Origin of the sequence: Streptomyces sp. NPDC094143 (assembly GCF_040303825.1) — a bacterium.
Lineage (GTDB): Bacteria > Actinomycetota > Actinomycetes > Streptomycetales > Streptomycetaceae > Streptomyces.
In genome coordinates, this window is sequence record NZ_JBEOTZ010000017.1 from 18,199 (window position 1) to 42,052 (window position 23,854).

The following is a 23,854-nucleotide window of genomic DNA, read 5'->3' on the forward strand; positions in this document are numbered from 1 at the left end:
CGGACCCCTCGCAGACCTCTGTGGAGAAGGACGCCCAGGAGTTCGCTCCCGTTCCGACACGTCCCTCGAAGCGAACCGGATCACAGTCGGATCACGAGTGCGCAACGAGGTTTGTCCGTCCGGATGGACGCCATGTGTCCCGGCAAGGCCATGAACAAACCTTTCATCTGAGGGATCGACCGGATGAGGTGAACCTCATCCCACATACCGGGTGCCGAGTTGACAGTGCGGGTGTGAACCGGTGTCCTTGTGGGCATGCTCGCGAACTTGGCACTCACCACGACCCGCACCGCCGGGTCCGTCGGTGCTGCCCGCGCTCGCTGTAGCTGTTGCTGTTCCAGCTGTTGAGCCCCACCCGCTCCAGCTGAAGGCCGGGCCACCCGTCTCCCGGCCGCCGTTCCCTCTGACCTTCTTTTCACTGAGGAACCACCACACCCATGAACAGCGACAGCGACCTCCAGATCGCCGGCGACATCCTCGAGGTCACGCACCTGCTCCAGACCCCGCGGGAGCACCCGTCCACCGTCGCCGAGTTCGTCGGACTCGCCCGCACCCTCGCCGAGGACCGCTCCCAGTGGGAGCACCTCGTCCGCTACGACGCGACCAGCCGCTGGTACCACCGGCTGCGCAGCGGCCCGGGCTACGAGGTGTGGCTGCTGTCCTGGGTGCCCGGGCAGGGCAGCGGGCTGCACGACCACGGCCGTTCCTCCGGGGTGCTGACCGTGCTGGAGGGCACGCTGACCGAGCGCATGGAGCGGGGCACGCGCGCGTTGCGAGCGGGCGCGCAGCGCGTGTTCGCGCCGGGGTACGTGCACGAGGTGGTGAACGACGCACTGGAACCGGCGGTGAGTCTGCACGTGTACCACCCGGGGCTGACGGAGATGCCGATGCACACCGCCCCGCACTGCGAGGCCCGCACCGAGCCGGGCGCCGTCACGGCCTGAGCGGTGCGCGTCGCCGGTTGTGGACTCGACCGGTCCGCGTCGCGGTTGTGGACCTGACCGGTCCCGCGTCGCCGGTTGTCCACAGCCGCGCACCGGTTGTCACAGGCGCCTGCGAGACTGGCTCCCATGCGCATTGTGGTTCTGGCAGGCGGCATCGGTGGTGCCCGGTTCCTGCGTGGTCTGAAGCGGGCCGTGCCGGACGCGGACATCACGGTCATCGGCAACACCGGCGACGACATCCACCTCTTCGGGCTGAAGGTCTGCCCGGACCTCGACACGGTGATGTACACGCTCGGCGGCGGCATCAACGAGGAGCAGGGCTGGGGCCGGGCCGACGAGACCTTCCACCTGAAGGAGGAGCTCGGGGCGTACGGCGTCGGGCCCGAGTGGTTCGGCCTCGGCGACCGGGACTTCGCCACGCACATCGTGCGGACGCAGATGATCGGCGCCGGGTACCCGCTGAGCGCCGTGACACAGGCCCTGTGCGACCGGTGGCAGCCGGGCGTGCGGCTGATCCCCATGACCGACGACCGGGTCGAGACCCATGTGGCGGTCGAGATCGACGGCGAGCGCAAGGCGATCCACTTCCAGGAGTACTGGGTGCGGCTGCGCGCCTCGGTGCCCGCGCAGGCGGTCGTGCCGGTCGGTGCCGACCAGGCGAAGCCCGCGCCGGGCGTCCTGGAGGCCATCGCCGAGGCGGACGTGATCCTGTTCCCGCCGTCCAACCCGGTGGTGTCGATCGGCACGATCCTCGCGGTGCCCGGCATCCGGGAGGCGATCGCCGAGGCCGGGGTGCCGGTGGTCGGCCTCTCCCCCATCGTCGGCGACGCGCCCGTGCGGGGCATGGCCGACAAGGTGCTGGCCGCGGTGGGCGTGGAGTCGACGGCGACGGCGGTGGCCGAGCACTACGGGTCGGGCCTGCTGGACGGCTGGCTCGTCGACACGGTCGACGCGGGCGCGGTGGAGCGGGTCGAGACGGCCGGGATCCGCTGCCGGGCCGTGCCGCTGATGATGACCGACGCCGACGCGACCGCGCGGATGGCCCGGGAGGCGCTGGCCCTGGCGGAGGAGGTGCGCGGCGCGTGAGCGGTGCGGAGCAGCGCGCCGGCGGATACCGGGTGTGGGCCGTGAGCGGGCTCCCCGAGGTCGTCGCCGGGGACGATCTGGCCAAGCTGATAGCCGCCGCCGAGCCCGGGCTGGCCGACGGGGACGTCCTGCTGGTCACGTCGAAGATCGTGTCCAAGGCGGAGGGCCGGATCGTCCGGGCGGCGGACCGGGAGGCCGCGATCGACGCCGAGACGGTCCGGGTGGTCGCCCGCCGGGGCAGCCTGCGGATCGTCGAGAACCGGCAGGGCCTGGTCATGGCCGCGGCCGGGGTCGACGCCTCCAACACCCCTGCCGGCACGGTGCTGTTGCTGCCCGAGGACCCGGACGCGTCGGCCCGTGCCCTGCGCGAGGGGCTGCGCGACGCCCTCGGCGTCGACGTCGGGGTCGTCGTGACCGACACCTTCGGGCGGCCCTGGCGGGCGGGGCTGACGGACGTGGCGATCGGCGCCGCCGGGGTGCGTGTGCTCGACGACCTGCGTGGCGGCACGGACGCCCACGGCAACCCGCTCAGCGCCACCGTCGTCGCCACGGCCGACGAACTCGCCGCGGCGGGCGACCTCGTCAAGGGCAAGGCCGCCGGGCTGCCCGTCGCGGTGGTGCGCGGGCTGCCCCACGTCGTGGCGGAGGACGGCGGAGAGGGGGCGCGGGCCCTGGTGCGCGGCGCCCGCGACGACATGTTCCGCCTCGGCACGTCGGAGGCGGTCCGGCTGGCGGTGACCCAGCGGCGCACGGTCCGGGCCTTCACGGACGAGCCCGTCGACCCCGGTGCCGTACGGCGGGCGGTGGCCGCGGCCGTGACGGCGCCCGCGCCGCACCACACGACGCCGTGGCGGTTCGTGCTGCTGGAGTCGCAGGAGTCGCGGACGCGGCTGCTGGACGCCATGCGGGAGGCGTGGATCGCCGATCTGCGGCGGGACGGAAAGTCGCAGGAGTCGATCGCCAGGCGGGTGCGGCGCGGGGACGTCCTGCGCAACGCGCCCTACCTCGTCGTCCCCTGCCTGGTCATGGACGGCTCGCACACCTACGGGGACGCGCGGCGGGACGGCGCCGAGCGGGAGATGTTCGTCGTCGCCGCCGGTGCCGGCGTGCAGAACCTCCTGGTCGCGCTGGCCGGGGAGCGGCTGGGGTCGGCGTGGGTGTCCTCGACGATGTTCTGCCGGGACGTGGTGCGCGAGGTGCTGGAGCTGCCGGCGGACTGGGACCCCATGGGCGCGGTGGCGGTGGGACATCCGGCGGAGGAACCCCGGCCGCGGACGGAGCGGGACCCGGGGGCGTTCATCGAGGTGCGGTGAGGGAGGTGGGGTGAGAAGGACCGGCCGGGGCCTACCCTCGTAGGGCCCTCTAGGTCTTCGTCTCCTCACCCAGGGACTCATCCATGGCAGGACGGTTCGCTCCCCGGCCACCGCGCACGACGGTGCGCGGGGGGCATGTCGCCGTGGGCTCGGGCGTGCCGCGGCAGGCGGCGGGGCCCGGGCGGGTGCGGGAGTGGGTGCCGGACGGGCCGCTGGACCTGGGGCTGGTGCTCGGGCCGTTGCGGCGCGGGCCGGGGGATCCGACGTTCCGGGCGATGCCGGACGGGTCGGTGTGGCGTGCCGCCCTGACGCCGGCCGGGCCGGGGACGCTCCGGGTGTCCGCGGCCGGTGGCCGGGTCCGCGGGGAGGCCTGGGGGCCCGGGGCCGAGTGGCTGCTGGAGCGGTTGCCGGAGCTGCTCGGGGCGGCCGATGATCCGTCGGCGTTCGTGCCGCGGCACCGGCTGCTGGCGATGACGCGGCATCGGCGGCCGGGGCTGCGGCTGACGCGGACCGGGCTGGTGCTGGAGTCGCTGATCCCGTCGATCCTGGAGCAGAAGGTCACGACCGACGAGGCGTACCGGGCGTGGCGGCTGCTGGTGCGCAAGTACGGGGAACCGGCGCCGGGGCCCGCGCCCGGGCGGATGTACGTGATGCCGGCGCCGCGGACCTGGGCGCTGATCCCGTCCTGGGAGTGGCATCGGGCCGGGGTCGACGACAAGCGGGCGTCGACGATCCTGCGTTGCGTCCGGGTCGCCGCGCGGCTGGAGGAGGCCGTGCGGATGGAGCCGGTGGCGGCCCGGGCGCGGCTGGAGGTCGTGCCGGGGGTGGGTCCGTGGACGTCGGCGGAGACGGTGCAGCGCAGTCACGGCGCGGCGGACGAGGTGACGGTGGGGGATCTGCATCTGCCGGGCATCGTCGGGTGGGCGCTGGCCGGGGACCGGGACGCGGACGACTCCGTGATGCTGGAGCTGCTGGAGCCCTACGCGGGGCAGCGGCACCGGGCGGCCCGGCTGATTCTGCTGAGCGGGCGGGTGCCGGGGCGCAGGGCGCCGAAGATGCCGCGGTGGGACATCGGGCAGATCTGAGCAACTGCCCGATGCCCTGGGCTCGGCGTCGGTGCTGAGGCGGAGGTCGTGGCCCGGCCCGGCGAAGCGGGCCGGCGGCCCCCTACTGGTCCGGCGAGAAGCGGACCGCTCCCGCCGGGATCCGGGCGTCGCACCATATGCGGGCGCCGTCCCGGAGTTCGTTGTCGGCGCCGATCACCGCGCCGTCGCCGATGACCGTGCCGGTGAGGACCGAGCGTTCGCCGACGCGGGCCCGGCTGCCGATGAGGGAGTCGGTGATGACCGCGCCGGGTTCGATGACCGCGCCCGGCAGGATCGTGCTGCCGAAGACGCGGGCGCCCTCGGCGACGAACGCGCCCTCGCCCACCACCGTGCCGCCCGACAGCTTCGCGTCCGCCGCGACCGTCGCCGTCGGCAGCACCAGGCGGTCGCCGCAGCGGCCGGGTACCGCGGGGGACGGGGCCCGGCCCAGGACCAGGTCCGCCGAGCCCCGGACGAAGGCCGCCGGGGTGCCGAGGTCCAGCCAGTACGTCGAGTCGACCATGCCCTGCAGGTGGGCCCCGGCCGACAGCAGGTCGGGGAACGTCTCCCGCTCCACCGACACCGGCCTGCCGGGCTGGATCGTGTCGATGACCGAGCGACGGAAGACGTAGGCCCCCGCGTTGATCTGGTCGGTGACGATCTCCTCGGGCGTCTGCGGCTTCTCCAGGAACGCCAGCACCCGGCCCGTGTCGTCGGTGGGGACCAGGCCGTACGCCCGCGGGTCGGTCACCTTCGTCAGGTGCAGGGAGACGTCCGCGCCCGTCGACTCGTGGGTGTCGACCAGGGCCCGGATGTCCAGGCCCGTCAGGATGTCGCCGTTGAAGATCAGGACCGGGTCGTCGGGGCCGGAGTGCAGCCGGGAGGCGACGTTGCGGATGGCGCCGCCCGTGCCGAGCGGCTCCTCCTCCGTCACGTACTCCAGGTGCAGGCCCAGCGCGGAGCCGTCCCCGAAGTACGGCTCGAAGACCTCGGCGAGGTAGGACGTGGCCAGGACGATGTGCTCGACGCCCGCCGCTCTCGCTCTCGCCAGCTGGTGCGTGAGGAAGGGCACCCCGGCCGCCGGGACCATGGGCTTGGGCGTGTGCACCGTGAGCGGGCGCAGCCGGGTGCCCTTGCCGCCGACCAGGAGGATCGCTTCTGTCACGTGTCGTCTCTGCTTCCTGCCGGGACCGGCCGAACTGTCTTTCGGCCGGTCAGTGTATGCAGACCGTTCCGTGGCGCCTTCGCTGGCCGTGCGGCAGTTCCGTCCCATGTCCCCGCATGCCCCCCGACGGCGGTCGAACGTGTGCTCAGCGGCCCTGGTACCGGGCCGCCTTGGAGCGGGCCGAGCCGAGCTTGCCGTAGAGCTTCCGTCCCGGGCACTCGGTGATGAAGCCGTCCCGGTGCCCGGAGATCACGTTCAGTCGTACTTTCTTGCCTTTGCGGTGCAGATTGCTGCCGGCCGACTTCAGGTAGGTCTTTCCCTTCGGATTCACCCGGTACAGGCCCAGCTTCCACGCGGCCAGCCGGGCGACGGCCTTGACGGCGGCCTTCGACGGCTTCTTCGTGTCGTACGACCCGAGGACGGCGATCCCCATGCTGTTGCTGTTGAAACCGAGGGTGTGCGCGCCGAGGACCGGTCGCGCCACGCCCCCGGCGCGGCCCTCGTAGATCTTTCCGCACTTGTCGATGAGGAAGTTGTAGCCGATGTCCCGCCACCCCATGCTCCTGACGTGGTAGCGGTGGATACTGCGGATGAGTGACGGGACCTGCGAGCAGCGGTAGTTGTTGCCGCTGGCGGTGTGGTGCACGAAGGCGGCCCGGATCTTCTTGGTGTACCGGAAGCCGCTCTCCCGCAACCCCTCGTCCGCCCCCCAGCCGCGTCGCGTGACGATACCCGGGCGCGGTCCGACGTACGGCTTGGCGCGCAGTTGCTGCTCCGTCAGCTCGCCGGCGTTGAGGGCGAGGAACTCCCGCTCGGTCTCCGCCCGGTTCAGGGCCGCGATCTCGGTGGCGCCCAGGGGGGCGAGGTCGGCGTTGACGGCGGAGGCCTCGGCGGCGGAGTTCTCGCCGGCGAGGGCGGCGGTGCGGGGACCGTCCGCCGGGGCGCCGGGCGGCCGGGCGTCGTCGCCAGGGTCGACGAGTTCGAGCCGGAGACCGGACGGGAGCGGGGGCGCGGCGGGCAGGTCGCGGGCGCCCGTGCCGTGCTGCGCGGAGCCGTGTTCCGCGCTGCCGGTCTCGGAGCGGACCCGGAGTTCCACACCGTCGGAGTCGCCCACCCACAGCGGGGCGGTGGCGCCGCGGACGCGGCCCGATGCGCTCTCGGCGGTGTTCCGGTCGGCGCCGTGGTCGGCGTTGTGCGTCCGCACGTCCTGCCAGCCGGACCAGGTGCCGGTGTCCGCGGCACGGGTGCGGACCTGGACGCGGCCGTGCAGTTCGGCCTCCGGGTCGTCCCAGACCACGCCGACGAGGGAGAAGTGGCGTACGGCGCGGCGGTGCAGGCCCTGCTCGGTGGCGGGGGCGGAGGGGGTGGCGCGGTCGCGGGTGAGGGGTTCGAGGGGGAGCGACTGGGTGCTGCCGGGGGTGGCCGCTTCGGCCGCGCGCCGGGTGGTCGTGGCGGTGGCCGGGGTCCCCGCGTGGAGCGCGGGTCTCGCCACCGTCGCCGCCTCCGTGGTCGGCACCGGTCTCGCGGTCGCCGCGACGGCGGGCGGGGTGAGGGGAAGGGCCAGAGCGGCCGCACAGGTGACACCGATCGAGGAAGCAAGGAATCCACGCATGCCCCTGATCTTGGACATAGTCGTATAAGTCTGTCCATTTGGGATTTGACGGTCCGTCGGTCGCGTTCGGCCGAACCGGTGGCCGATCCGGGGCGGGGCGAGCGCCGGGCCGTTGGGGCGCGGGGGGTGCGGCGCGTACGCTTGCGCGGGTGAACGCCACCGATCGCACCCCCGCCGACCTGCTGGGTTCCTCGCTCGCCGCGGATCCGGGACGCCCGCTGGTGACCTTCTACGACGACGCCACCGGCGAACGGGTCGAACTGTCCGTGGCCACCTTCGCCAATTGGGTGGCCAAGACCTCGAATCTGCTCCAGGACGAGCTGTCCGTCGAGCCCGGCGACCGGGTGGCACTGCTGCTGCCGGCGCACTGGCAGACGGCGGTGTGGCTGCTGGCGTGTTCGTCGGTGGGCGTCGTCGCCGACGTGACGGGCGATGTGCGCGCCGCCGACGTGGTGGTGAGCGGGCCGGACCGGCTGGAGGCGGCGCGGGCCTGTTCCGGGGCCCGGGTCGCGCTGGCGCTGCGGCCGCTCGGCGGGCGGTTCCCGCAGACGCCCGAGGGCTTCGTCGACTACGCGGTGGAGGTGCCGGGGCAGGGGGACCGCTTCGTGCCGTACGCGCCCGTGGACCCGGAGGGGCCCGCGCTGATCGTGGCCGGGCGGGAGTTCAGCGGGGCCGAGGTCGTGGAGCGGGCGCGGGCCGAGGCGACGGGGCTGGGGCTGACCGGGCCCGGGTCCCGGATCCTGTCGGGGCTCCCGTACGACACGTGGGAAGGGCTCAACGCGGGGCTGTACGCGCCCCTGGCGACGGGCGGTTCCGTGGTGCTGTGCCGGAATCTGCAGCAGGCGGGCGACGGGGTGCTGGACCAGCGGGTGGAGAGCGAGCGGGTGACGGCCATCACCCGGTAGGCCTGCGGGGCGCCGGGCAGGGCGGGTCTTTCGCGGACACCTCCCCCGGACGCCCACGGCCCCTCCCCCGTCCGGCCCATCCCGACCCCGCCCCGGCCGTCCATCCACGCCATCGTCGTAGGAGCACTGCGCGTGGGACGTGCCGGCGTCAGGAGGGGTGGTTGCTGCCGTGGGCTACAGGGTCGGGCCGGGCGTGGGGGCGTCCGCCAGCGGGCGGGGGCTGCTGCGGCGGCGCCGGGCGCGGCGGGTGCGGATCGCGGCGCTCGCGGCCGTCGGCCTCCTCGTCGCGGGCGTGGCGGCCGGCTGGGCCGTGTACGCGAAGCTCAGCGGCAACATCACCCCCGACGAGGCGGCCGCAGCCGAGCTCAGACGGTACGAGAAGGAGCGGCCCACCTCGCTGGTCAAGGACGCGCGGAACATCCTGCTGATCGGCTCGGACTCGCGCCGCGGCGACGACAACGCCCGCTACGGGCGCGACTCGGGCACCGAACGGTCGGACACCGCGATCCTGCTGCACCTGTCGGCGGGGCGGCGCAGCGCCACCGCCGTCTCGCTGCCCCGGGACCTGATGGTGGACCTGCCGGCCTGCCGGCGCCGGGACGGGTCGCGCAGCGCGCCGCGGTTCGCCATGTTCAACCAGGCGTTCCAGGTGGGCGGCTCGGCCTGCACCATCCGCACCGTCGAGAGGCTCACCGGCATCCGCGTCGACCATCATGTCGTCGTCGACTTCCACGGCTTCAAGGAGATGGTCGACGCCGTCGACGGCGTCGAGGTGTGCCTGCGGGAGCCGATCGACGACCGGGCCGCCAGGCTGCGGCTGCCCGCGGGGCGGGTGACGCTCGACGGCGAGCAGGCCCTCGGTTACGTCCGGGCCCGCAAATCCCTGGGCGACGGCAGCGACACGGAGCGCATGGAACGGCAGCAACGATTCCTCGGAGCGCTCGTCAACAAGGTACGCAGCAACGACGTCCTGCTGAATCCGGCGAAGCTGTATCCCGTCCTGGACGCGGCCACGTCCTCCCTCACCACCGACCCGGATCTGGCGAGCCTGCGCGGTTTGTACGAACTCGTGCGCGGTCTGCGCGACATCCCCATGGAACAAGTCCAATTCCTGACCGTTCCCCGGGAGTCGTATGCCTACGACGCCAATCGCGACCAACTGGTGGAGCCCGAGGCGGACCGGCTGTTCGAGCGGCTGCGAACGGACACGCCGGTGGTGATCGCGCGGGACGCGCCGCGTGGTTCCGCCCCCTTGCGGCCCACCCGTGCCCGTGACGGGTCGTACGGGTATTCGTACGCGGGGCCGTTCTCCGCGCCGCTCGTCACCGTTTCTCCGCCGCCGACGTTCGAGGGGAACACCGCGGCCGAGGACACCTGCGAGTAAAGCGGGCGCCAAGGCACCTTCAACGTAACGAACTCTTCATCTGGGAAATGGGCGAATTGCCCAGGTGTAGGGACGTGGAATTTGTCACCGCCGTCGCTCTGCACTGAAGTGGGCGGTTAATGTGAGCGATCCGGTGCGCCCGGCCCTGAGGACGGTCCTGAGGTCGCGCACTGTGTGACCGAGACCCGGGCGCCTTGGTGGGGGAGGCGCCGCGTGCCCCGACGGAGGAAACAGGCAACCGTGGACGCGCAAGGCCGTGGGCGGGCGGGCGACATCGACCCCGCAGACCAGTGGGTACTCAACCCGGACACCGGCGAATACGAACTGCGACTGCCCGCTTCCCCACCGCAGTCGGGCGTGCCCTCGCCCCGCAGGCCGCCCGCGTCCGGCGCGGGCCCTCGCGCACGCTCCCGCGCGCAGGCACCGGGCCGTTCCCGCACGGACGCCCCCGGCCGCTCCGGAGCGCCGGCGTCCGGCCGCTCGCGGCCCGAGACGCCCGGCCGTGCGGTGCCGTCGCCGCGCAGACGGCGCGGGGCACCGGAGGAGCCGCCGCCGGGACGGCGCGGGCGGCGGCCGGCCAAGGCCTCGAAGGGCAGGAAGGCCCTGCTGTGGACCGGCGGCACGATGGCGTTCGTGCTGCTCACCGGCGCGGGTGCGGCGTACTTCTACATCGAGCACCTGAACGACAACATCGCCTCGGTCTCCGACGACGGCGCCAGCACCGGCGGCTTCCAGAAGGACAAGGCGATCAACATCCTGCTGATCGGTACCGACAAGCGCACCGGCGCGGGCAACGACAAGTACGGCGACGCGGGCAGCCCCGGCCACGCGGACACCACGATCCTGCTGCACGTCTCCAAGGACCGTTCGAACGCGACCGCGCTGAGCATCCCGCGTGACCTCGTCACCGACATCCCGGACTGCCCGACCACGCAGGAGGACGGCAGCCGGAAGATCATCCCCGGCACGCCGAACGCCCGCTTCAACACCAGCCTCGGCCAGGACGGCCGCACGCCGAGCTGCACCATGCGGACCGTGACCGAGCTGACCGGGATCAAGCCGGACAACTTCATGGTCGCCGACTTCAACGCCGTCAAGACGCTGACCAGCGCGGTCGGCGGGGTCGAGGTCTGTCTGGCCAAGGACATCGACGACCCGGACTCCAAGCTGAAGCTGTCCAAGGGCACGCACACCATCGAGGGCGAGCAGGCGCTGGCCTTCGTGCGCACCCGGCACTCCGTGGGCTTCGGCGGCGACCTGAGCCGGATCGGACTGCAGCAGCAGTTCCTCAGCGCGCTGATGCGCAAGCTGAAGTCCAACGACACCCTCACCAGTCCCTCCAAGATGCTCGACCTGGCGGAGGCGGGCACCAAGGCGCTGACCGTCGACTCGCAGCTGGACAGCATCGGCAAGCTGAAGGACCTCGGTCTGGAGCTGGGCAAGCTCAACGTCAAGAACCTGACCTTCACCACGGTCCCGGTGGTCGACAACCCGGCGGAGCAGGTCAAGAGCACGGTCGTCCTCAACGAGTCGACCGCTCCGCAGGTCTTCGACATGATCAGGAACGACGTGTCCTTCACGGCCGTCAAGGAGCAGAAGAAGAAGGAAGCCGCCGCGGTGGCCGCCCGGCTGAAGGGCAGCAAGGCCCCGGCCTCCGAGGTGCGGGTGCGCATCCTCAACGGCGGTGCCGTCGCCGGCAGCGCCCAGGAGACCCTCAGCTGGCTGCAGAACGAGGAGGGCGTCACCAAGTCGGAGAACGCCGGCAACGCCCCCGCGCAGCTGGCGAAGACGACCCTGGAGTACGCCCCCGACCAGGCCGCCCAGGCCCGTCGCCTCGCCGATCTGATGGGCCTGTCCGGGTCCGCGATGAAGCCGGGCGAGAGCGTGGACAACTCACAGGGGCTGCCCGCGATGACACTGACCCTCGGCAAGGACTTCAAGGGTGCGGGCATCTCCCTGACGACGCCCGCGAAGGCGCCCGAAGGGGTGCAGAAATCCACGGCCGACAAGGTCGAGTGCGCCAAGTGACGTCATTCCAGCGGGTGTTCACCGAACTCCCGGCAAACGAATGGGCGGTATTGCCCAGTTGTAAGAACGTGGAGTTTGTCACCCACGTCGCTTGACGCCGAAGTGTGCGGATAGTGTGTGCGATCCAGTGCTCTCACCCACGAGGTCCGTCCCGGGGACGGGCACTGCTTGACCAACACCGTGCGCCTTCCGGGGGAGGGCGCCGCGTGGCCCGACGGAGGAATCAGGCAACCGTGGACGCGCAAGGCCGTGGGCGGGCGGACGACGTCGACCCCGCAGACCAGTGGGTACTCAACCCGGAGAGCGGCGAATACGAACTGCGACTGCCCTCTTCCGCACCGCAGTCGTCCGTTCCCGGCCCCCGCGCCTCCGGCTCCCGCGGCGCCGGAGCGGCGGGCGGCGCGGCGCGTGCCCGCCGGACCACCGCCCCCGCCCGGCGGCCCGGGGCCTCGGCCCCGGGCGGCGAGCCGGCGTCCCCGCGCAGACGCGCCGGTGCCCCGGCCGAGCCGGCCGCGGGACGGCGCGGGCGCCGCCCCGCGCCGCAGAAGTCGAAGGGCAGGAAGGCCCTGATGTGGACCGGCGGCTCGCTGGCCTTCGTGCTGGTCGGCGTGAGCGCGGCCGCCTACCTCTACTACGAGCACCTCAACGACAACATCACGTCCGTCTCCGACGACGGCGCCGGCACCGGCGGGTTCAGCAAGGACCGCGCGATCAACATCCTGCTGATCGGCACCGACAAGCGCACCGGCGAGGGCAACGAGGGCTACGGCGACCAGGGCAGCTCCGGGCACGCGGACACCACGCTGGTGCTGCACGTCTCCAAGGACCGCTCGAACGCGACGGTGCTGAGCATCCCGCGTGACCTGATCACCGACATCCCGGACTGTCCGACGACCCAGGAGGACGGCACGGAGAAGGTCATCCCGGGCAAGCAGCGCACGCGCTTCAACGAGAGCCTCGGGCAGGAGGACCGGACGCCGAGCTGCACCATGCGTACGATCACCGAGCTCACGGGTCTGAAGATGGACCATTTCATGGTGGCCGACTTCAACGCGGTCAAGACGCTGACCAGCGCGGTCGGCGGGGTCGACGTGTGCCTGGCCAAGGACATCAAGGACAAGGACTCCAAGCTCGACCTGCCCAAGGGCGAGCACACGATCGAGGGCGAGGAGGCGCTGGCCTTCGTCCGGACGCGGCACTCCGTGGGCTTCGGCGGCGACCTGAGCCGGATCGAGCTGCAGCAGCAGTTCCTGGGCTCGTTGATGCGCAAGCTGAAGTCCAACGACACGCTCACCAGCCCCGGCAAGATGATCAAACTGGCGGAGGCGGGCACCAAGGCGCTGACCGTCGACTCCCAGATCAGCACGATCAAGAAACTGGCCGATCTCGGGGCGGAACTGGGCAAGTTCGACACGAAGAACCTCACGTTCGCGACCGTGCCCGTCGTCGACAACCCTTCGGAGACGGTCAAGGCGACGGTGGTCCTGAAGCAGCCGCAGGCCCAGCAGCTCTTCGCGATGGTCCGGGACGACGTGTCGCTGACCGAGGTCAAGCAGCAGAAGAAGAAGGAGAAGGACGCCGAGGCCGCCCGGCTGAAGGGCAGCAAGGCCCCGGCCTCCGAGGTGCGGGTGCGCATCCTCAACGGCGGTGCCGTCGCCGGGAGCGCGCAGGAGACCCTCAGCTGGCTCCAGGTCAGGGAGGGCGTCACCAAGTCGGAGAACGCGGGCAACGCGCCCGCGGGGCTGGCGAGGACGACCCTGGAGTACGCCCCCGACCAGGCCGCCCAGGCGCGCAGGCTGGCCGAGATCCTGGGCCTGTCCGGGTCCGCGATGAAGCCGGGCGAGAGCGTGGACAACTCCCAGGGGCTGCCCGCGATGACGCTGACCCTCGGCAAGGACTTCAAGGGCGCGGGCGTGCCGCTGACCACTCCGTCGAAGGTCCCGGACGACGTGCGGAAGTCCACGGCCGACAAGGTCCAGTGCGCGAAGTGACCTGACCGTCCTTTCCCGCGTCTCACAGGTGGGCGGGACATGCCCGGACATACGAGCCGGGTGTACATCCGAGCGGGCATGTCAGATGTCCAACCAGGAGCGGGAACCGCCGTGTCCGGCGGAGACCGGGAGATCCCCGGTCCGGACGGACGCGGTTCGCCCGTGATCCGAACACGACGCGGGACGGGCCCGCGGGTCGGCCGTAGGGGTGGGAGGCAGGGTATGGCGCAGAGTGACGTGCGCGGAGGCGGCACCCGGCGCGACGCGGGGGGCCTGGTCCAGGACGAGCGTCCGGGAGCCGCGGCGGCCGCCGCGGGCGGGGACGACTCGGACAAGGGCGGCCCGGGCCGGCGGCTCGGCCGGCCCCGGGGCGGCGGACGCCGGATACTGCGCTGGTCCGCGTTGGTGCTGTCGGTCCTGATACTCGGGACGGCCGGCGCCGGATACCTGTACTACCGCCATCTCAACGCCAACATCGACAAGGGCGAGCGCAACGCCGGCGACTCCGACGTCCGGCGGTCCGAGCCCAACGCGGCCGGCCAGACCCCGCTGAACATCCTGCTGATCGGCTCCGACAGCCGGAACTCCGCGGAGAACGTCAAGCTCGGCGGCAGCAGGGACAACGTCGGCAGCAAGCCGCTGGCCGACGTGCAGATGCTGCTGCACGTCTCGGCTGACCGGGAGAGCGCGTCCGTGGTGAGCATCCCGCGGGACACCCGGGTGGACATCCCCAAGTGCACCGACCCCGACACCGGTGAGACCTACCCGGCGAAGAACACGATCATCAACGAGTCGCTCCAGCGCGGCGGGCCGGGCTGCACCCTGGCCACCTGGCAGGAACTGACCGGCGTGTACATCGACCACTGGATGATGGTCGACTTCGCCGGCGTGGTGGACATGGCGGACGCGATCGGCGGCGTCCCGGTCTGCGTCAACCAGAACGTGTGGGACCGGCCGCTGCCCGGCCAGCGCGGCGGCTCCGGTCTGAAGCTCGAGGCCGGCACGCACAACGTGCAGGGCAAGCAGGCGCTGCAGTGGCTGCGCACCCGGCACGCCTGGGGCAGTGACCCGCTGCGGGCCAAGGCGCAGCACATGTACATGAACGCGATGATCCGCACGCTGAAGAAGCAGAACGTCTTCACCGACACGGGCCGGCTGATGGGCCTGGCCGAGGCGGGCACCAAGGCGCTGAAGGTGTCCGAGGAGATCGGCACGGTCAAGGAGCTGTACGACCTGGGCATGCAGCTGAAGTCGGTGCCGACCAGCCGGATCACGATGACGACGATGCCGTGGATCGAGGACCCGCTGAACCGCAACCACCTGCTGCCCAAGCCGGTCGACGCGGACAAGATGTGGGCGATGCTGCGCGACGACGTCTCCTTCGACAAGGGCGGCAAGGCCGGCAAGGCCGGCGCGGGTCCGTCCCCGGCCTCGGCCCGGGCCACCGGGCCCGCCGCCGCGCCCGCGGAGGGGCTGTCGGTCACGGTGGTCAACGGCACGGCGGGCGAGCAGGGTGCGGCGGTGCCGAACCGGGCCGCCGCGATCGTGGCCGCCCTGCAGCAGGAGGGGTTCGTCCGGGCGGTCGCCTCGGGGGAACAGGACCCGCAGGCCCGGACGCGGGTGACCTATCCGGAGAGCACGGGGGCGCAGGGCAGGGCCAACGCGCTGTCGGTGGCCGAGGCGGTCGGCATCCCGAGCGGCCAGGTGCGTGCCACCGACGACGTCACGACCACGCTGGTCATCGGCGCCGACTGGCGGGAGGGCACCAGCTATCCGAAGCAGGAGCCGGTGAAGGCGGGCGATCTACCCGACAGCGCGGACGCACTCACGGCGGACAAGAAGGAGTGCATGGACGTCTACCGCCCCTACCGGTGGTGAGCCCGGCCTCGGCATGACCACGGGGCCCGCCGTCCGGACGGGAGGACGGCGGCCCCGGTGCGTCACCGAAGGCCGGCGGCGCGACGCCCGCACGGGACGCCGCCGACGACGGGCCCCGGCGCGCCGCCCGTCGGCAGCGCGCGCAGTCGGCGCACACCCGGCACCGGAACCACCGAACGGACACACGCCCAACGACAGCGCACGCAGTCGGGCACACAGCCGGCGGACCGGAGCCGCCGACGGGCACACGCCCGACGACAGCGCACCCACTCAGACACACACCCAGCACCGGAACCACCGAACGGACACACGCCCAGCGATGGGCGTGCGCGGTCGGGCGCAGGGCCGGAGTCGCCGGGCGGGTACCGGACCCCGGTGGGCGGGCCTAGCGATCCGGTGGCGTCGGGGGAGCGCCGGCCTTCCCGTCGGCGGGCGTCCGCACGCGCCACGGGCCCCTCCCCCGGTCGGGGAGGGGCCCGTGCTCGCGTCGGTCAGCCGGCCGCCGCGTCCGCGCGGCCGTCCGCGCGGACCGCCGGGCGCCGGGACGCGATGACCTTCTTCGCCAGCGACCGCGGGCTGGTCAGGAAGCCCCAGCCCCACGACATGTGCATCGTCGCCAGCGCCACGGGGATCTGCAGCCGCGCCTTCAGCGGCAGGCCCTTGCCCGCGGGCACGGAGCCCAGCAGGATCGCCGCGAGGTAGCCGCCGGGCACCACGAAGCCCCACGGGGTCAGCGCCGCGCCCACCAGGATCCCGGCCGCGATCGCGCACACGGCGGTCGGCGGGGCGAGGTAGCGCAGGTTGATCGAGCCCTCGTGGTAGCGGGCGACCACGTGCCGCCAGCGGCCGTAGTCCTTGTACTGCTTGGCGAGCGCCTTCACGCTCGGCCGGGGCCGGTACGACACCTTCAGCTCGGGCGAGAACCAGATCAGCCCGCCGGCCTCACGGATGCGGAAGTTCAGCTCCCAGTCCTGGGCGCGGATGAACTCCACGTTGTAGCCGCCCTGCTGCTCCAGCGCCTCGCGCCGGAACACCCCCAGGTAGACGGTCTCGGCCGGGCCCGCCTGGCCGCCCGTGTGGAACGCGGCGTTGCCGACCCCGATCTTCGAGGTCATCGCGGCGGCGACCGCGTGCTCCCAGTCGTTCTCGCCCTCGGCGTGCATGATCCCGCCGACGTTCTGCGCGCCGGTCTCCTCCAGGAGCCGTACGGCGGTGGCGATGTAGTTCGGCGAGAGCATGCCGTGGCCGTCGACGCGGACCACGATCGGGTGCCGGGAGGCGTTGATCGCCGCGTTCAGCGCCGCGGGCGTACGGCCGGTGGGGTTGGGGACGGTGTGCACACGCGGGTCTTCGGCCACGAGCTCGGCGGCGATCTCGTCCGTGCGGTCCGTGGACGGACCGAGGGCGATCACGACCTCCATCTCGCCGGCGTACTCCTGCGCGAGGATGGCTTGGACTGCTCCCCGCAGATGCCGCTCCTCGTTGAGGACGGGCATGATCACGGAAACGGCGGGGAGCCGCACGTCGGGATTGGCGTTCATAGGGGGCTCACGTTACCGCGAACGGGGGACACCGGTGCGCGCCGCGGGGGCGGTGGCGCGGGCCGCAGATCGTATCGGCCTACGGTTTCACGGATCCCACGTACGGCCGTCGTCCGGAGGTGTCCCCATGCCCACGCCGCCGCGGTCTCCTCGGTCCACCGCCGCTCCCGCGCGCCGTCCGCAGCCCGCCCCCCGCCGCGCCCCGCGCCGGCCCGCGCCGTCCGCCCGGCGCCGCAGGCCGCGCTGGGGCATGCGGGCCGTCACCACGCTGTCCGTGGTGGTGCTCGCCTCGGCCGGGATCGGGCACGCGGTGGTGACCAGCCTGGACGCGGACATCGCCCGGGTCGACGCCTTCAAGGACATGAAGAACCGGCCCCGGGCGGGCCACGGCATGAACGTGCTGCTGGTGGGCACCGACGGCCGCGAGAAGATCAGCAGGGCGGAGCGGCACAAGTACCGGCTCGGCGGCGCACCCTGCCACTGCACCGACACGATGATGATCGTGCACATCTCGGCGGACCGGGAGCGCGCGAGCGTGGTGAGCCTGCCGCGCGACTCGTACGCCGTGACGCCCCCGCACGTGGACCGCACCTCCGGCAAGCGGCACGGCGGTCACCCGCTGAAGCTGAACGCGGCGTACGCGGAGGGCGGGCCGCAGCTGACCGTGCGGACGGTCGAGAGCATGACCAAGGTGAAGATCGACCACTACGTGGAGGTCGACTTCACCAGCTTCATGAAGACGGTCGACGTGGTCGGCGGCGTGCGGATCTGCACCGCCGACCCGCTGAAGGACAGCTACACCGGCCTGGACCTCCCGGCCGGCCGGCACACCCTGGCCGGCGGGCAGGCGCTGCAGTACGTGCGCGCCCGCCATGTCGACGGCGCCTCCGACCTGGGCCGGATGAAGCGGCAGCAGCGCTTCCTGGCCGCGCTCGTGGAGCGGGTCACCTCCTCCGGCATCCTCCTCAACCCCATGAAGTTCCGGGACGTCACCCGGGCGGTGCTCGGCTCGGTGCGGGCCGACAAGGGCTTCGGCACGGACGAGATGCTCGACCTGGGCCGGGCCATGCGGAACTTCTCCCCCTCCTCCTCGGAGTTCACCACCGTCCCGATCGTGCGCACGGGGTACGCCGTGAAGGGCGTCGGCTCGACGCTGAAGTGGGACCCGGTGAAGTCGGAGCGGCTGTTCCACGCCCTGCGCCAGGACCAGCCGCTGTCCGCGCACCGCTCGCGCGGGGTGGCCCGGATCGTCTCGGTGGCCCCGCAGCAGATCCGGGTCCAGGTGGAGAACGGCACGGGCACGCCCGGGCTGGGCCGCCGGGTGGACGCGGCGCTCGCCTCGACCGGCTTCCGCACGACGAAGGCCCCGCGGAACGCGGCGGTCCGTGACGTCAAGCGCACGATCGTCGCCTACGACCCCCGCTGGGACCGGTCGGCCAAGTCCCTCGCGACGGCCCTGCCGGGCAGCGAGCTGCGTCCGGTCAAGGGCCTGGGCGCGACCCTGAAGGTGATCGCGGGCGCGGACTTCGAGCGGGTGCGCAAGGTCCGGGCCGAGGACCCGGGCCAGGGCGAGTTCGGGGTGGTACGCGGCGACGAGGTGGCGTGCTCGTAGGAGGCGCGGGCTCGTAGAGGCTGCGGGCTCGCAGGAGGAGCGGGCTCGTAGAGGCTGCGGGCTCGCAGGAGGAGCGGGCTCGTAGAGGCTGCGGGCTCGCAGGAGGCGCGGGCCCGCAGGAGGCCGCTCGCCTCAGTCCTCGAAGCCCTCCGCCGCCCGCTTCTCGCGCAGTTCCATGATCGCTCGGCGGCGGGCCAGGCGGTGGGTGCGGCGGATCTGGGCCTCCTGGTAGCGGCGCTTGTCGCGCTCGGTCTCCGGGAGGACCGGCGGGACGCGGCGGGGCTTGCCGTCGGCGTCGACCGCCGCGAAGACGAGGTAGGCGGAGCCGACCTGGGTGGGCGGCGCGGACTCGTTCCAGCGTTCGGCCAGGACCCGGACGCCGACCTCCATGGAGGTGCGGCCGGTCCAGTTGACCTGCGCCTTGACGTGGACGAGGTCGCCGACGCGGACCGGCTCCAGGAACGCCATCTCGTCCATGGAGGCGGTGACGGCCGGCCCGCCGGAGTGCCGCCCGGCCACGGCCCCGGCCGCGTCGTCGACCAGCTTCATGATCACTCCGCCGTGCACGGTTCCCAGCAGGTTCGTGTCGTTGTGGGTCATGATGTGGCTGAGGGTGGTGCGGGAGGCCGAGGTCGGCTTGCCCGGGATATCCGTGGTGCCGGAATCCGCAGCTGGGGCCTGGTCTGTCATGGCCCCTACCTTATGCCGAGGCGTGGTGAGGGGGATTTGTGTCAGCTTCGCCACAGCCGTGCTCTGATTTTCCGACGACTCTTGTATGGCACACCACCGGGACCTGCACACTGTCGGCATGAATGATTGGCCCGAGGGGTTCTCCGGCGACAACCGCGGCAGCCGGTACGGACGGGGCAGCTCCAGCGCACAGCCGGAGAGCGCCCGTGTCATGCGGCAGGTCCGCCGCGGTCCGGCGGCACCGCCCGGGCAGGGCGCCTACGGCGGGGTACCGCAGCAGCCGTCGTACGTCGACGGCGGCTACGCCGAGCCGCCCAGCGGGTTCGACAGCGGCTACAACACCGGCCAGGTCTACGGCTCCCCGGGTGGCCGCGGCCCCGGCGGCCCGGGCGGCGGCGGGTACGACCCGCGTCCCGCGCCGAACTGGCGCCGCCGGATCAAGCTGACGGCGATCACGCTGGTGACCGTGCTGGTCGTGACGAGCGTCGCCACGTACTTCTGGGCCGACTCCAAGCTCAACCGCGACGTCGACCTGTCGAAGGTCATCGACCGGCCGGAGGCGGGCGAGGGCACCAACTACCTGATCGTCGGCTCCGACAGCCGTGCGGGCATGTCGGCCGAGGAGAAGAAGAAGCTGCACACCGGGTCCGCCGAGGGCAAGCGCACGGACTCGATGATGATCCTGCACACGGGCGGCAACGGTCCCACGCTCATCTCGCTGCCGCGCGACTCGAACGTCACGATCCCGTCGTACAAGGGCTCCGACTCCGGCAAGCTCTACCCGGCCACGGGCCGTCAGACGAAGCTGAACGCGGCGTACGCGGAGGACGGCCCCGAGCTGCTGGTGCGCACCGTCGAGGCCAACACGGGCCTGCACATCGACCACTACGTGGAGATCGGCTTCGGCGGCTTCGCGAACATCGTGGACGCGGTCGGCGGGGTCGAGATGGACATCCCGCAGGACATCAAGGACACCAAGTCCGGCGCGGACCTGAAGAAGGGCAGGCAGACCCTCGACGGTGAGCAGGCGCTGGCCTTCGTCCGCACCCGCTACGCCCTGAAGGGCTCCGACCTGGACCGCACGAAGAACCAGCAGAAGTTCCTCTCGGCCCTGGCCAACCAGGTCGCCACCCCGAGCACGATCCTGAACCCGTTCAAGCTCTACCCGACCATGGGCGCCGGCCTGGACTCCCTGGTCGTCGACAAGGACATGGGCCTGTTCGACCTGGCCTCCATGTTCTGGGCGATGAAGGGCGTCAGCGGCGGCGAGGGCAAGTCGATGAACATGCCCATCTCGGGCAGCGCCCCGAACGGCAACCTCCAGTGGGACACGGCGAAGGTGAAGACCCTGGTGAGCCAGTTGAAGAACGACGAGACGGTCACCGTCTCGGGCAACTGAGCACGCGGCGCGCAGAGGAAGGGGGGCACCCGGGCGGGTGCCCCCCTTCGTCGTGAGGCGGTGCTCACATCGTGGTGGCCGACATCGCGCGGCACGTCTCGGCGCACGCGCGACAGGACTCGGCGCAGCGCATCATCTGGGCGTCGTCCGGCATGGACATACACGCCTCGGCGCACATGTCACAGGCCCGGGCGCACATCGCGCACATGTCGGCCGCGAGGGGCGAGCGGCGCATCATCATGTCGGCGCACATGCGCGTCATCTCGGCGCAGTCCATCACGGCGCGCATGATCTGCATCTGGGCCGGACCGCCCATCTGCAGGCAGGAGCTCATGGTCTCCTCGCACACGCCGTGGCAGGTCATGCACGCCTGGACGCAGTCCTGCATCTCCTTGCTGAGCGGGGCGGTGGTGGCGGGCTGCTGGGTCATGTCTTCCTCCCGTGGGGACGGCGAGGGCCGGGGGCCGGCCCCCGTTCCTTCCGTCCTACGCCTTCGGCCCCATGAGCACCACAGGGCGGACGGCCCGTGTGCGGCTCGCCACGGCCCTGCGTGAAACCGCCGGCAGCGGCAAAGAGGACCAGCAGGCGCGTCCCGGGGCTGGCGGCGCGCGGGCAGGGGGCGGTGAGCAGCCCGTGGCAGGGGAGACCACACGTGACACAGCAGACGTACGAGGAACGGCGGGCACCGGAGCCGAGAGCGCCCGAGGAGCGCAAGCAGCGGCTGCGCAGGCGGCTGGAGCGGCTGATCGGCATCGCGGCGACCGAGGGCAACGACCTGATGCCGTTGCGCAACGGGGACGAGATCTTCCCCGCGATGCTGGAGGCGATCCGGGCCGCCGAGCACACCGTCGACATGATGACGTTCGTGTACTGGCGGGGGGAGATCGCCCACGAGTTCGCCGACGCCCTGGCCGATCGGGCCCGGGCGGGTGTGCGGGTGCGGCTGCTGCTGGACGGCTTCGGGGCCAAGGAGATCGAGCCGGACCTGCTGAGCGCCATGGACGAGGCCGGGGTCCACGTGGCCTGGTTCCGGCCGCCCACACGGCTGTCCCCGATGCGGCAGAACCACCGCTGCCACCGCAAGGTGCTGGTCACCGACGAGCACACCGCGTTCACCGGGGGCGTCGGCATAGCGCAGGAGTGGTGCGGCGACGCCCGCAATCCCGACGAGTGGCGCGACACCCACGTGCGGGTCCGCGGTCCCGCCGTGGACGGCATCGCCGCGGCCTTCGCGCAGAACTGGGCCGAGTGCCACGACGACCTCTACGACGAGCACGACCGCTTCACCGCGCAGGAGCAGCCGGGGCGCTCCACGGTGCAGGTGGTGCGGGGCTCGGCCTCCTTCGGCTGGCAGGACATGCAGACGGTGCTGCGGGTGCTGATCACCTCGGCGCAGGAGCGGCTGCGGCTGGCCACGGCCTACTTCGCGCCCGACGCCTACTTCATCGACCTCCTGGCCGGCGCGGCCCGGCGCGGGGTCCAGGTGGAGATCCTGCTGCCCGGACCGCACACCGACCAGCGCGCGTGCCTGCTGGCCGGGCGGCAGCACTACCAGACCCTCGTCGACGCCGGGGTGGACGTGCGGGAGTACCAGCCGACCATGCTGCACACGAAGATCGTCACGGTGGACGGGGTGTGTGCGCTCATCGGCTCGACCAACTTCAACCGCCGCTCCATGGAGCACGACGAGGAGGTCGTCCTGGCCGTCCTGGACGAGGACTTCACCGCCGCGCTCGACGCCGACTTCGACGCCGACCGGAAGCTGAGCGAGCCGATCGATCCCGCCCGCTGGCGGCGGCGGCCGCTGCCGGAGCGCCTCACCGAGGCCGTGGTCACTCCGATCCGCCGCTTCCTGTGAGGGCGCGCGCACGGACAGATCGGTCCCCGGCGGAGGCCGGGGACCGATCTGTCCGTGCGTGCGTGCCCGCGGGCTACGGCAGGTTGCGCGCCATCACGATGCGCTGGACCTGGTTGGTGCCCTCGTAGATCTGCGTGATCTTGGCGTCGCGCATCATGCGCTCCACCGGGTAGTCGCGGGTGTAGCCGTAGCCGCCGAGGAGCTGGACGGCGTCCGTGGTGACCTCCATCGCCACGTCCGAGGCGAAGCACTTGGCGGCGGCGCCCTGGTAGGTGAGGTCGGCGTCGACGCGCTGGGAGGCGGCGGCGGCCTGGTAGGTCAGGGCGCGGGCGGCCGAGATCTTCATGGCCATGTCGGCGAGCATGAACTGGATGCCCTGGAAGTCGGCGATCGGCTTGCCGAACTGCTTGCGCTCCTTGACGTAGCCCTTGGCGTAGTCGAGGGCGCCCTGGGCGATGCCGAGGGCCTGGGCGGCGATGGTGATGCGGGTGTGGTCGAGGGTCTTCATCGCCGTGGCGAAGCCGGTGCCCTCCTCGCCGATCATGCGGTCGGCGGGGACGCGGACGTTGTCGAGGTAGACCTCGCGGGTCGGGGAGCCCTTGATGCCGAGCTTCTTCTCCGGGGCGCCGAAGGAGACGCCCTCGTCGGACTTCTCCACGACGAAGGCGGAGATGCCCTTGGAGCGCTTCTCCGGGTCGGTGACGGCCATCACCGTGTAGTACTCCGACTCGCCCGCGTTGGTGATCCAGCGCTTCACGCCGTTGAGGATCCAGTGGTCGCCGTCGCGGACGGCCCTGGTCTTCATGCCGGCGGCGTCGGAGCCGGCGTCCGGCTCGGAGAGGCAGTAGGAGAACATGCCCTCGCCCTTGGCCAGCGGGGTCATGTACTTCTTCTTCAGCTCCTCGGAGCCGGAGAGGATCACGGGCAGCGAGCCGAGCTTGTTCACGGCCGGGATGAGGGAGGACGAGGCGCACACGCGGGCGACCTCCTCGATCACGATGACGGTCGCCAGGGCGTCGGCGCCCGAGCCGCCGTACTCCTCGGGCACGTGCACCGCGTGCAGGTCGTTGGCGACCAGCGCCTGGAGGGCCTCGCGCGGGAAGCGGGCCTCTTCGTCCACCGCGGCGGCGTACGGCGCGATCTTCGCCTCGGCCAGCGAGCGGACGGCGTCACGGAGCATGTCGTGCTCCTCGGACGGGCGGTACAGGTCGAAGTCAGCCGATCCGGCCAAGGTCTCTCACGCTCCAAAACGCTGCGATGGTGGCGCTAACTACCGTTAAGTAATCAAAAGTTTATGGGGTCGCCCCCGGGAGGGATACGTGAGCTAGGCGACAGCTGAGAAGTTGCCCGGTGAAGCGCGCTC

The 23,854-nt window shown here is 72.1% G+C and carries 18 protein-coding genes; 12 read left to right on the forward strand and 6 right to left on the reverse strand.

Going from position 1 to position 23,854, the window contains the following annotated elements:
• Nucleotides 1–437: 437 nt before the first annotated feature.
• From ABTZ58_RS21865 to ABTZ58_RS21880, 4 genes are all read left to right on the forward strand, one after another.
• On the forward strand, nucleotides 438–944 hold the full coding sequence (locus ABTZ58_RS21865) for a cysteine dioxygenase (RefSeq protein WP_351359079.1): 507 nt from the start codon (nucleotides 438–440) through the stop codon (nucleotides 942–944).
• 126 nt (nucleotides 945–1,070) lie between these two features.
• Nucleotides 1,071–2,030: a 2-phospho-L-lactate transferase gene (gene cofD, locus ABTZ58_RS21870; RefSeq protein ID WP_351359082.1), complete on the forward strand. Its 960-nt coding sequence runs from the start codon at nucleotides 1,071–1,073 to the stop codon at nucleotides 2,028–2,030.
• Nucleotides 2,027–3,343 carry a coenzyme F420-0:L-glutamate ligase gene (locus ABTZ58_RS21875; RefSeq protein WP_351359085.1) on the forward strand — a complete coding sequence of 439 codons (1,317 nt, stop codon included), beginning with the start codon at nucleotides 2,027–2,029 and terminating at the stop codon, nucleotides 3,341–3,343. Before cofD ends, ABTZ58_RS21875 begins: the two co-directional genes overlap by 4 nt.
• 83 nt (nucleotides 3,344–3,426) lie before the next feature.
• Nucleotides 3,427–4,428 carry a DNA-3-methyladenine glycosylase family protein gene (locus tag ABTZ58_RS21880; RefSeq protein ID WP_351359088.1) on the forward strand — a complete coding sequence of 334 codons (1,002 nt, stop codon included), beginning with the start codon at nucleotides 3,427–3,429 and terminating at the stop codon, nucleotides 4,426–4,428.
• 82 nt (nucleotides 4,429–4,510) lie between these two features.
• Here ABTZ58_RS21880 and manB read toward each other — a convergent pair whose 3' ends face one another.
• On the reverse strand, nucleotides 4,511–5,593 hold the full coding sequence (gene manB, locus ABTZ58_RS21885) for a mannose-1-phosphate guanylyltransferase (protein WP_351359091.1): 1,083 nt from the start codon (nucleotides 5,591–5,593) through the stop codon (nucleotides 4,511–4,513).
• Nucleotides 5,594–5,738: 145 nt separating this feature from the next.
• On the reverse strand, nucleotides 5,739–7,205 hold the full coding sequence (locus ABTZ58_RS21890) for a peptidoglycan recognition protein family protein (protein WP_351359094.1): 1,467 nt from the start codon (nucleotides 7,203–7,205) through the stop codon (nucleotides 5,739–5,741).
• A gap of 149 nt (nucleotides 7,206–7,354) precedes the next feature.
• Between ABTZ58_RS21890 and ABTZ58_RS21895 the strand changes: the two genes are divergently transcribed.
• The 5 genes from ABTZ58_RS21895 (at nucleotide 7,355) to ABTZ58_RS21915 (ending at nucleotide 15,391) form a co-directional block, all read left to right on the forward strand.
• Nucleotides 7,355–8,110, forward strand: coding sequence for a TIGR03089 family protein (locus ABTZ58_RS21895; RefSeq protein WP_351359097.1), 756 nt, complete (start codon nucleotides 7,355–7,357; stop codon nucleotides 8,108–8,110).
• A gap of 169 nt (nucleotides 8,111–8,279) precedes the next feature.
• Complete coding sequence (locus ABTZ58_RS21900) at nucleotides 8,280–9,494, forward strand: LCP family protein (protein WP_351359100.1); 1,215 nt, start codon at nucleotides 8,280–8,282, stop codon at nucleotides 9,492–9,494.
• A gap of 240 nt (nucleotides 9,495–9,734) precedes the next feature.
• Nucleotides 9,735–11,522, forward strand: a complete 1,788-nt coding sequence (locus ABTZ58_RS21905; protein ID WP_351359103.1) for an LCP family protein — start codon at nucleotides 9,735–9,737, stop codon at nucleotides 11,520–11,522.
• 233 nt (nucleotides 11,523–11,755) lie between these two features.
• Nucleotides 11,756–13,513 (forward strand): LCP family protein, encoded by a 1,758-nt coding sequence (locus ABTZ58_RS21910; RefSeq protein WP_351359106.1) that lies wholly within the window; start codon nucleotides 11,756–11,758, stop codon nucleotides 13,511–13,513.
• A gap of 222 nt (nucleotides 13,514–13,735) precedes the next feature.
• Nucleotides 13,736–15,391, forward strand: coding sequence for an LCP family protein (locus tag ABTZ58_RS21915; RefSeq protein WP_351359109.1), 1,656 nt, complete (start codon nucleotides 13,736–13,738; stop codon nucleotides 15,389–15,391).
• Nucleotides 15,392–15,882: 491 nt separating this feature from the next.
• Here ABTZ58_RS21915 and ABTZ58_RS21920 read toward each other — a convergent pair whose 3' ends face one another.
• Nucleotides 15,883–16,932, reverse strand: coding sequence for a glycosyltransferase family 2 protein (locus ABTZ58_RS21920; protein WP_309098030.1), 1,050 nt, complete (start codon nucleotides 16,930–16,932; stop codon nucleotides 15,883–15,885).
• A gap of 127 nt (nucleotides 16,933–17,059) precedes the next feature.
• Between ABTZ58_RS21920 and ABTZ58_RS21925 the strand changes: the two genes are divergently transcribed.
• Nucleotides 17,060–18,544, forward strand: coding sequence for an LCP family protein (locus tag ABTZ58_RS21925; RefSeq protein ID WP_351359113.1), 1,485 nt, complete (start codon nucleotides 17,060–17,062; stop codon nucleotides 18,542–18,544).
• Between the two features lie 132 nt (nucleotides 18,545–18,676).
• Here the strand turns inward: ABTZ58_RS21925 and ABTZ58_RS21930 are convergent, their stop codons facing one another.
• Entirely contained in the window at nucleotides 18,677–19,234 is a 558-nt protein-coding gene (locus ABTZ58_RS21930; protein ID WP_351359116.1) for an acyl-CoA thioesterase, read from the reverse strand.
• 118 nt (nucleotides 19,235–19,352) lie between these two features.
• Between ABTZ58_RS21930 and ABTZ58_RS21935 the strand changes: the two genes are divergently transcribed.
• Nucleotides 19,353–20,633 carry an LCP family protein gene (locus ABTZ58_RS21935; protein WP_351359119.1) on the forward strand — a complete coding sequence of 427 codons (1,281 nt, stop codon included), beginning with the start codon at nucleotides 19,353–19,355 and terminating at the stop codon, nucleotides 20,631–20,633.
• Between the two features lie 64 nt (nucleotides 20,634–20,697).
• On the opposite strand, the gene ABTZ58_RS21940 is transcribed toward ABTZ58_RS21935, so the two are convergent.
• Nucleotides 20,698–21,063, reverse strand: a complete 366-nt coding sequence (locus ABTZ58_RS21940) for a four-helix bundle copper-binding protein (RefSeq protein WP_351359122.1) — start codon at nucleotides 21,061–21,063, stop codon at nucleotides 20,698–20,700.
• Between the two features lie 222 nt (nucleotides 21,064–21,285).
• On the opposite strand from ABTZ58_RS21940, the gene ABTZ58_RS21945 reads away from it, so the two are divergent.
• Nucleotides 21,286–22,491: a phospholipase D-like domain-containing protein gene (locus ABTZ58_RS21945; RefSeq protein WP_351359125.1), complete on the forward strand. Its 1,206-nt coding sequence runs from the start codon at nucleotides 21,286–21,288 to the stop codon at nucleotides 22,489–22,491.
• A 73-nt stretch (nucleotides 22,492–22,564) separates the two neighbouring features.
• On the opposite strand, the gene ABTZ58_RS21950 is transcribed toward ABTZ58_RS21945, so the two are convergent.
• Nucleotides 22,565–23,722 (reverse strand): acyl-CoA dehydrogenase, encoded by a 1,158-nt coding sequence (locus tag ABTZ58_RS21950; protein ID WP_351359128.1) that lies wholly within the window; start codon nucleotides 23,720–23,722, stop codon nucleotides 22,565–22,567.
• Between the last annotated feature and the right edge of the window lie 132 nt (nucleotides 23,723–23,854).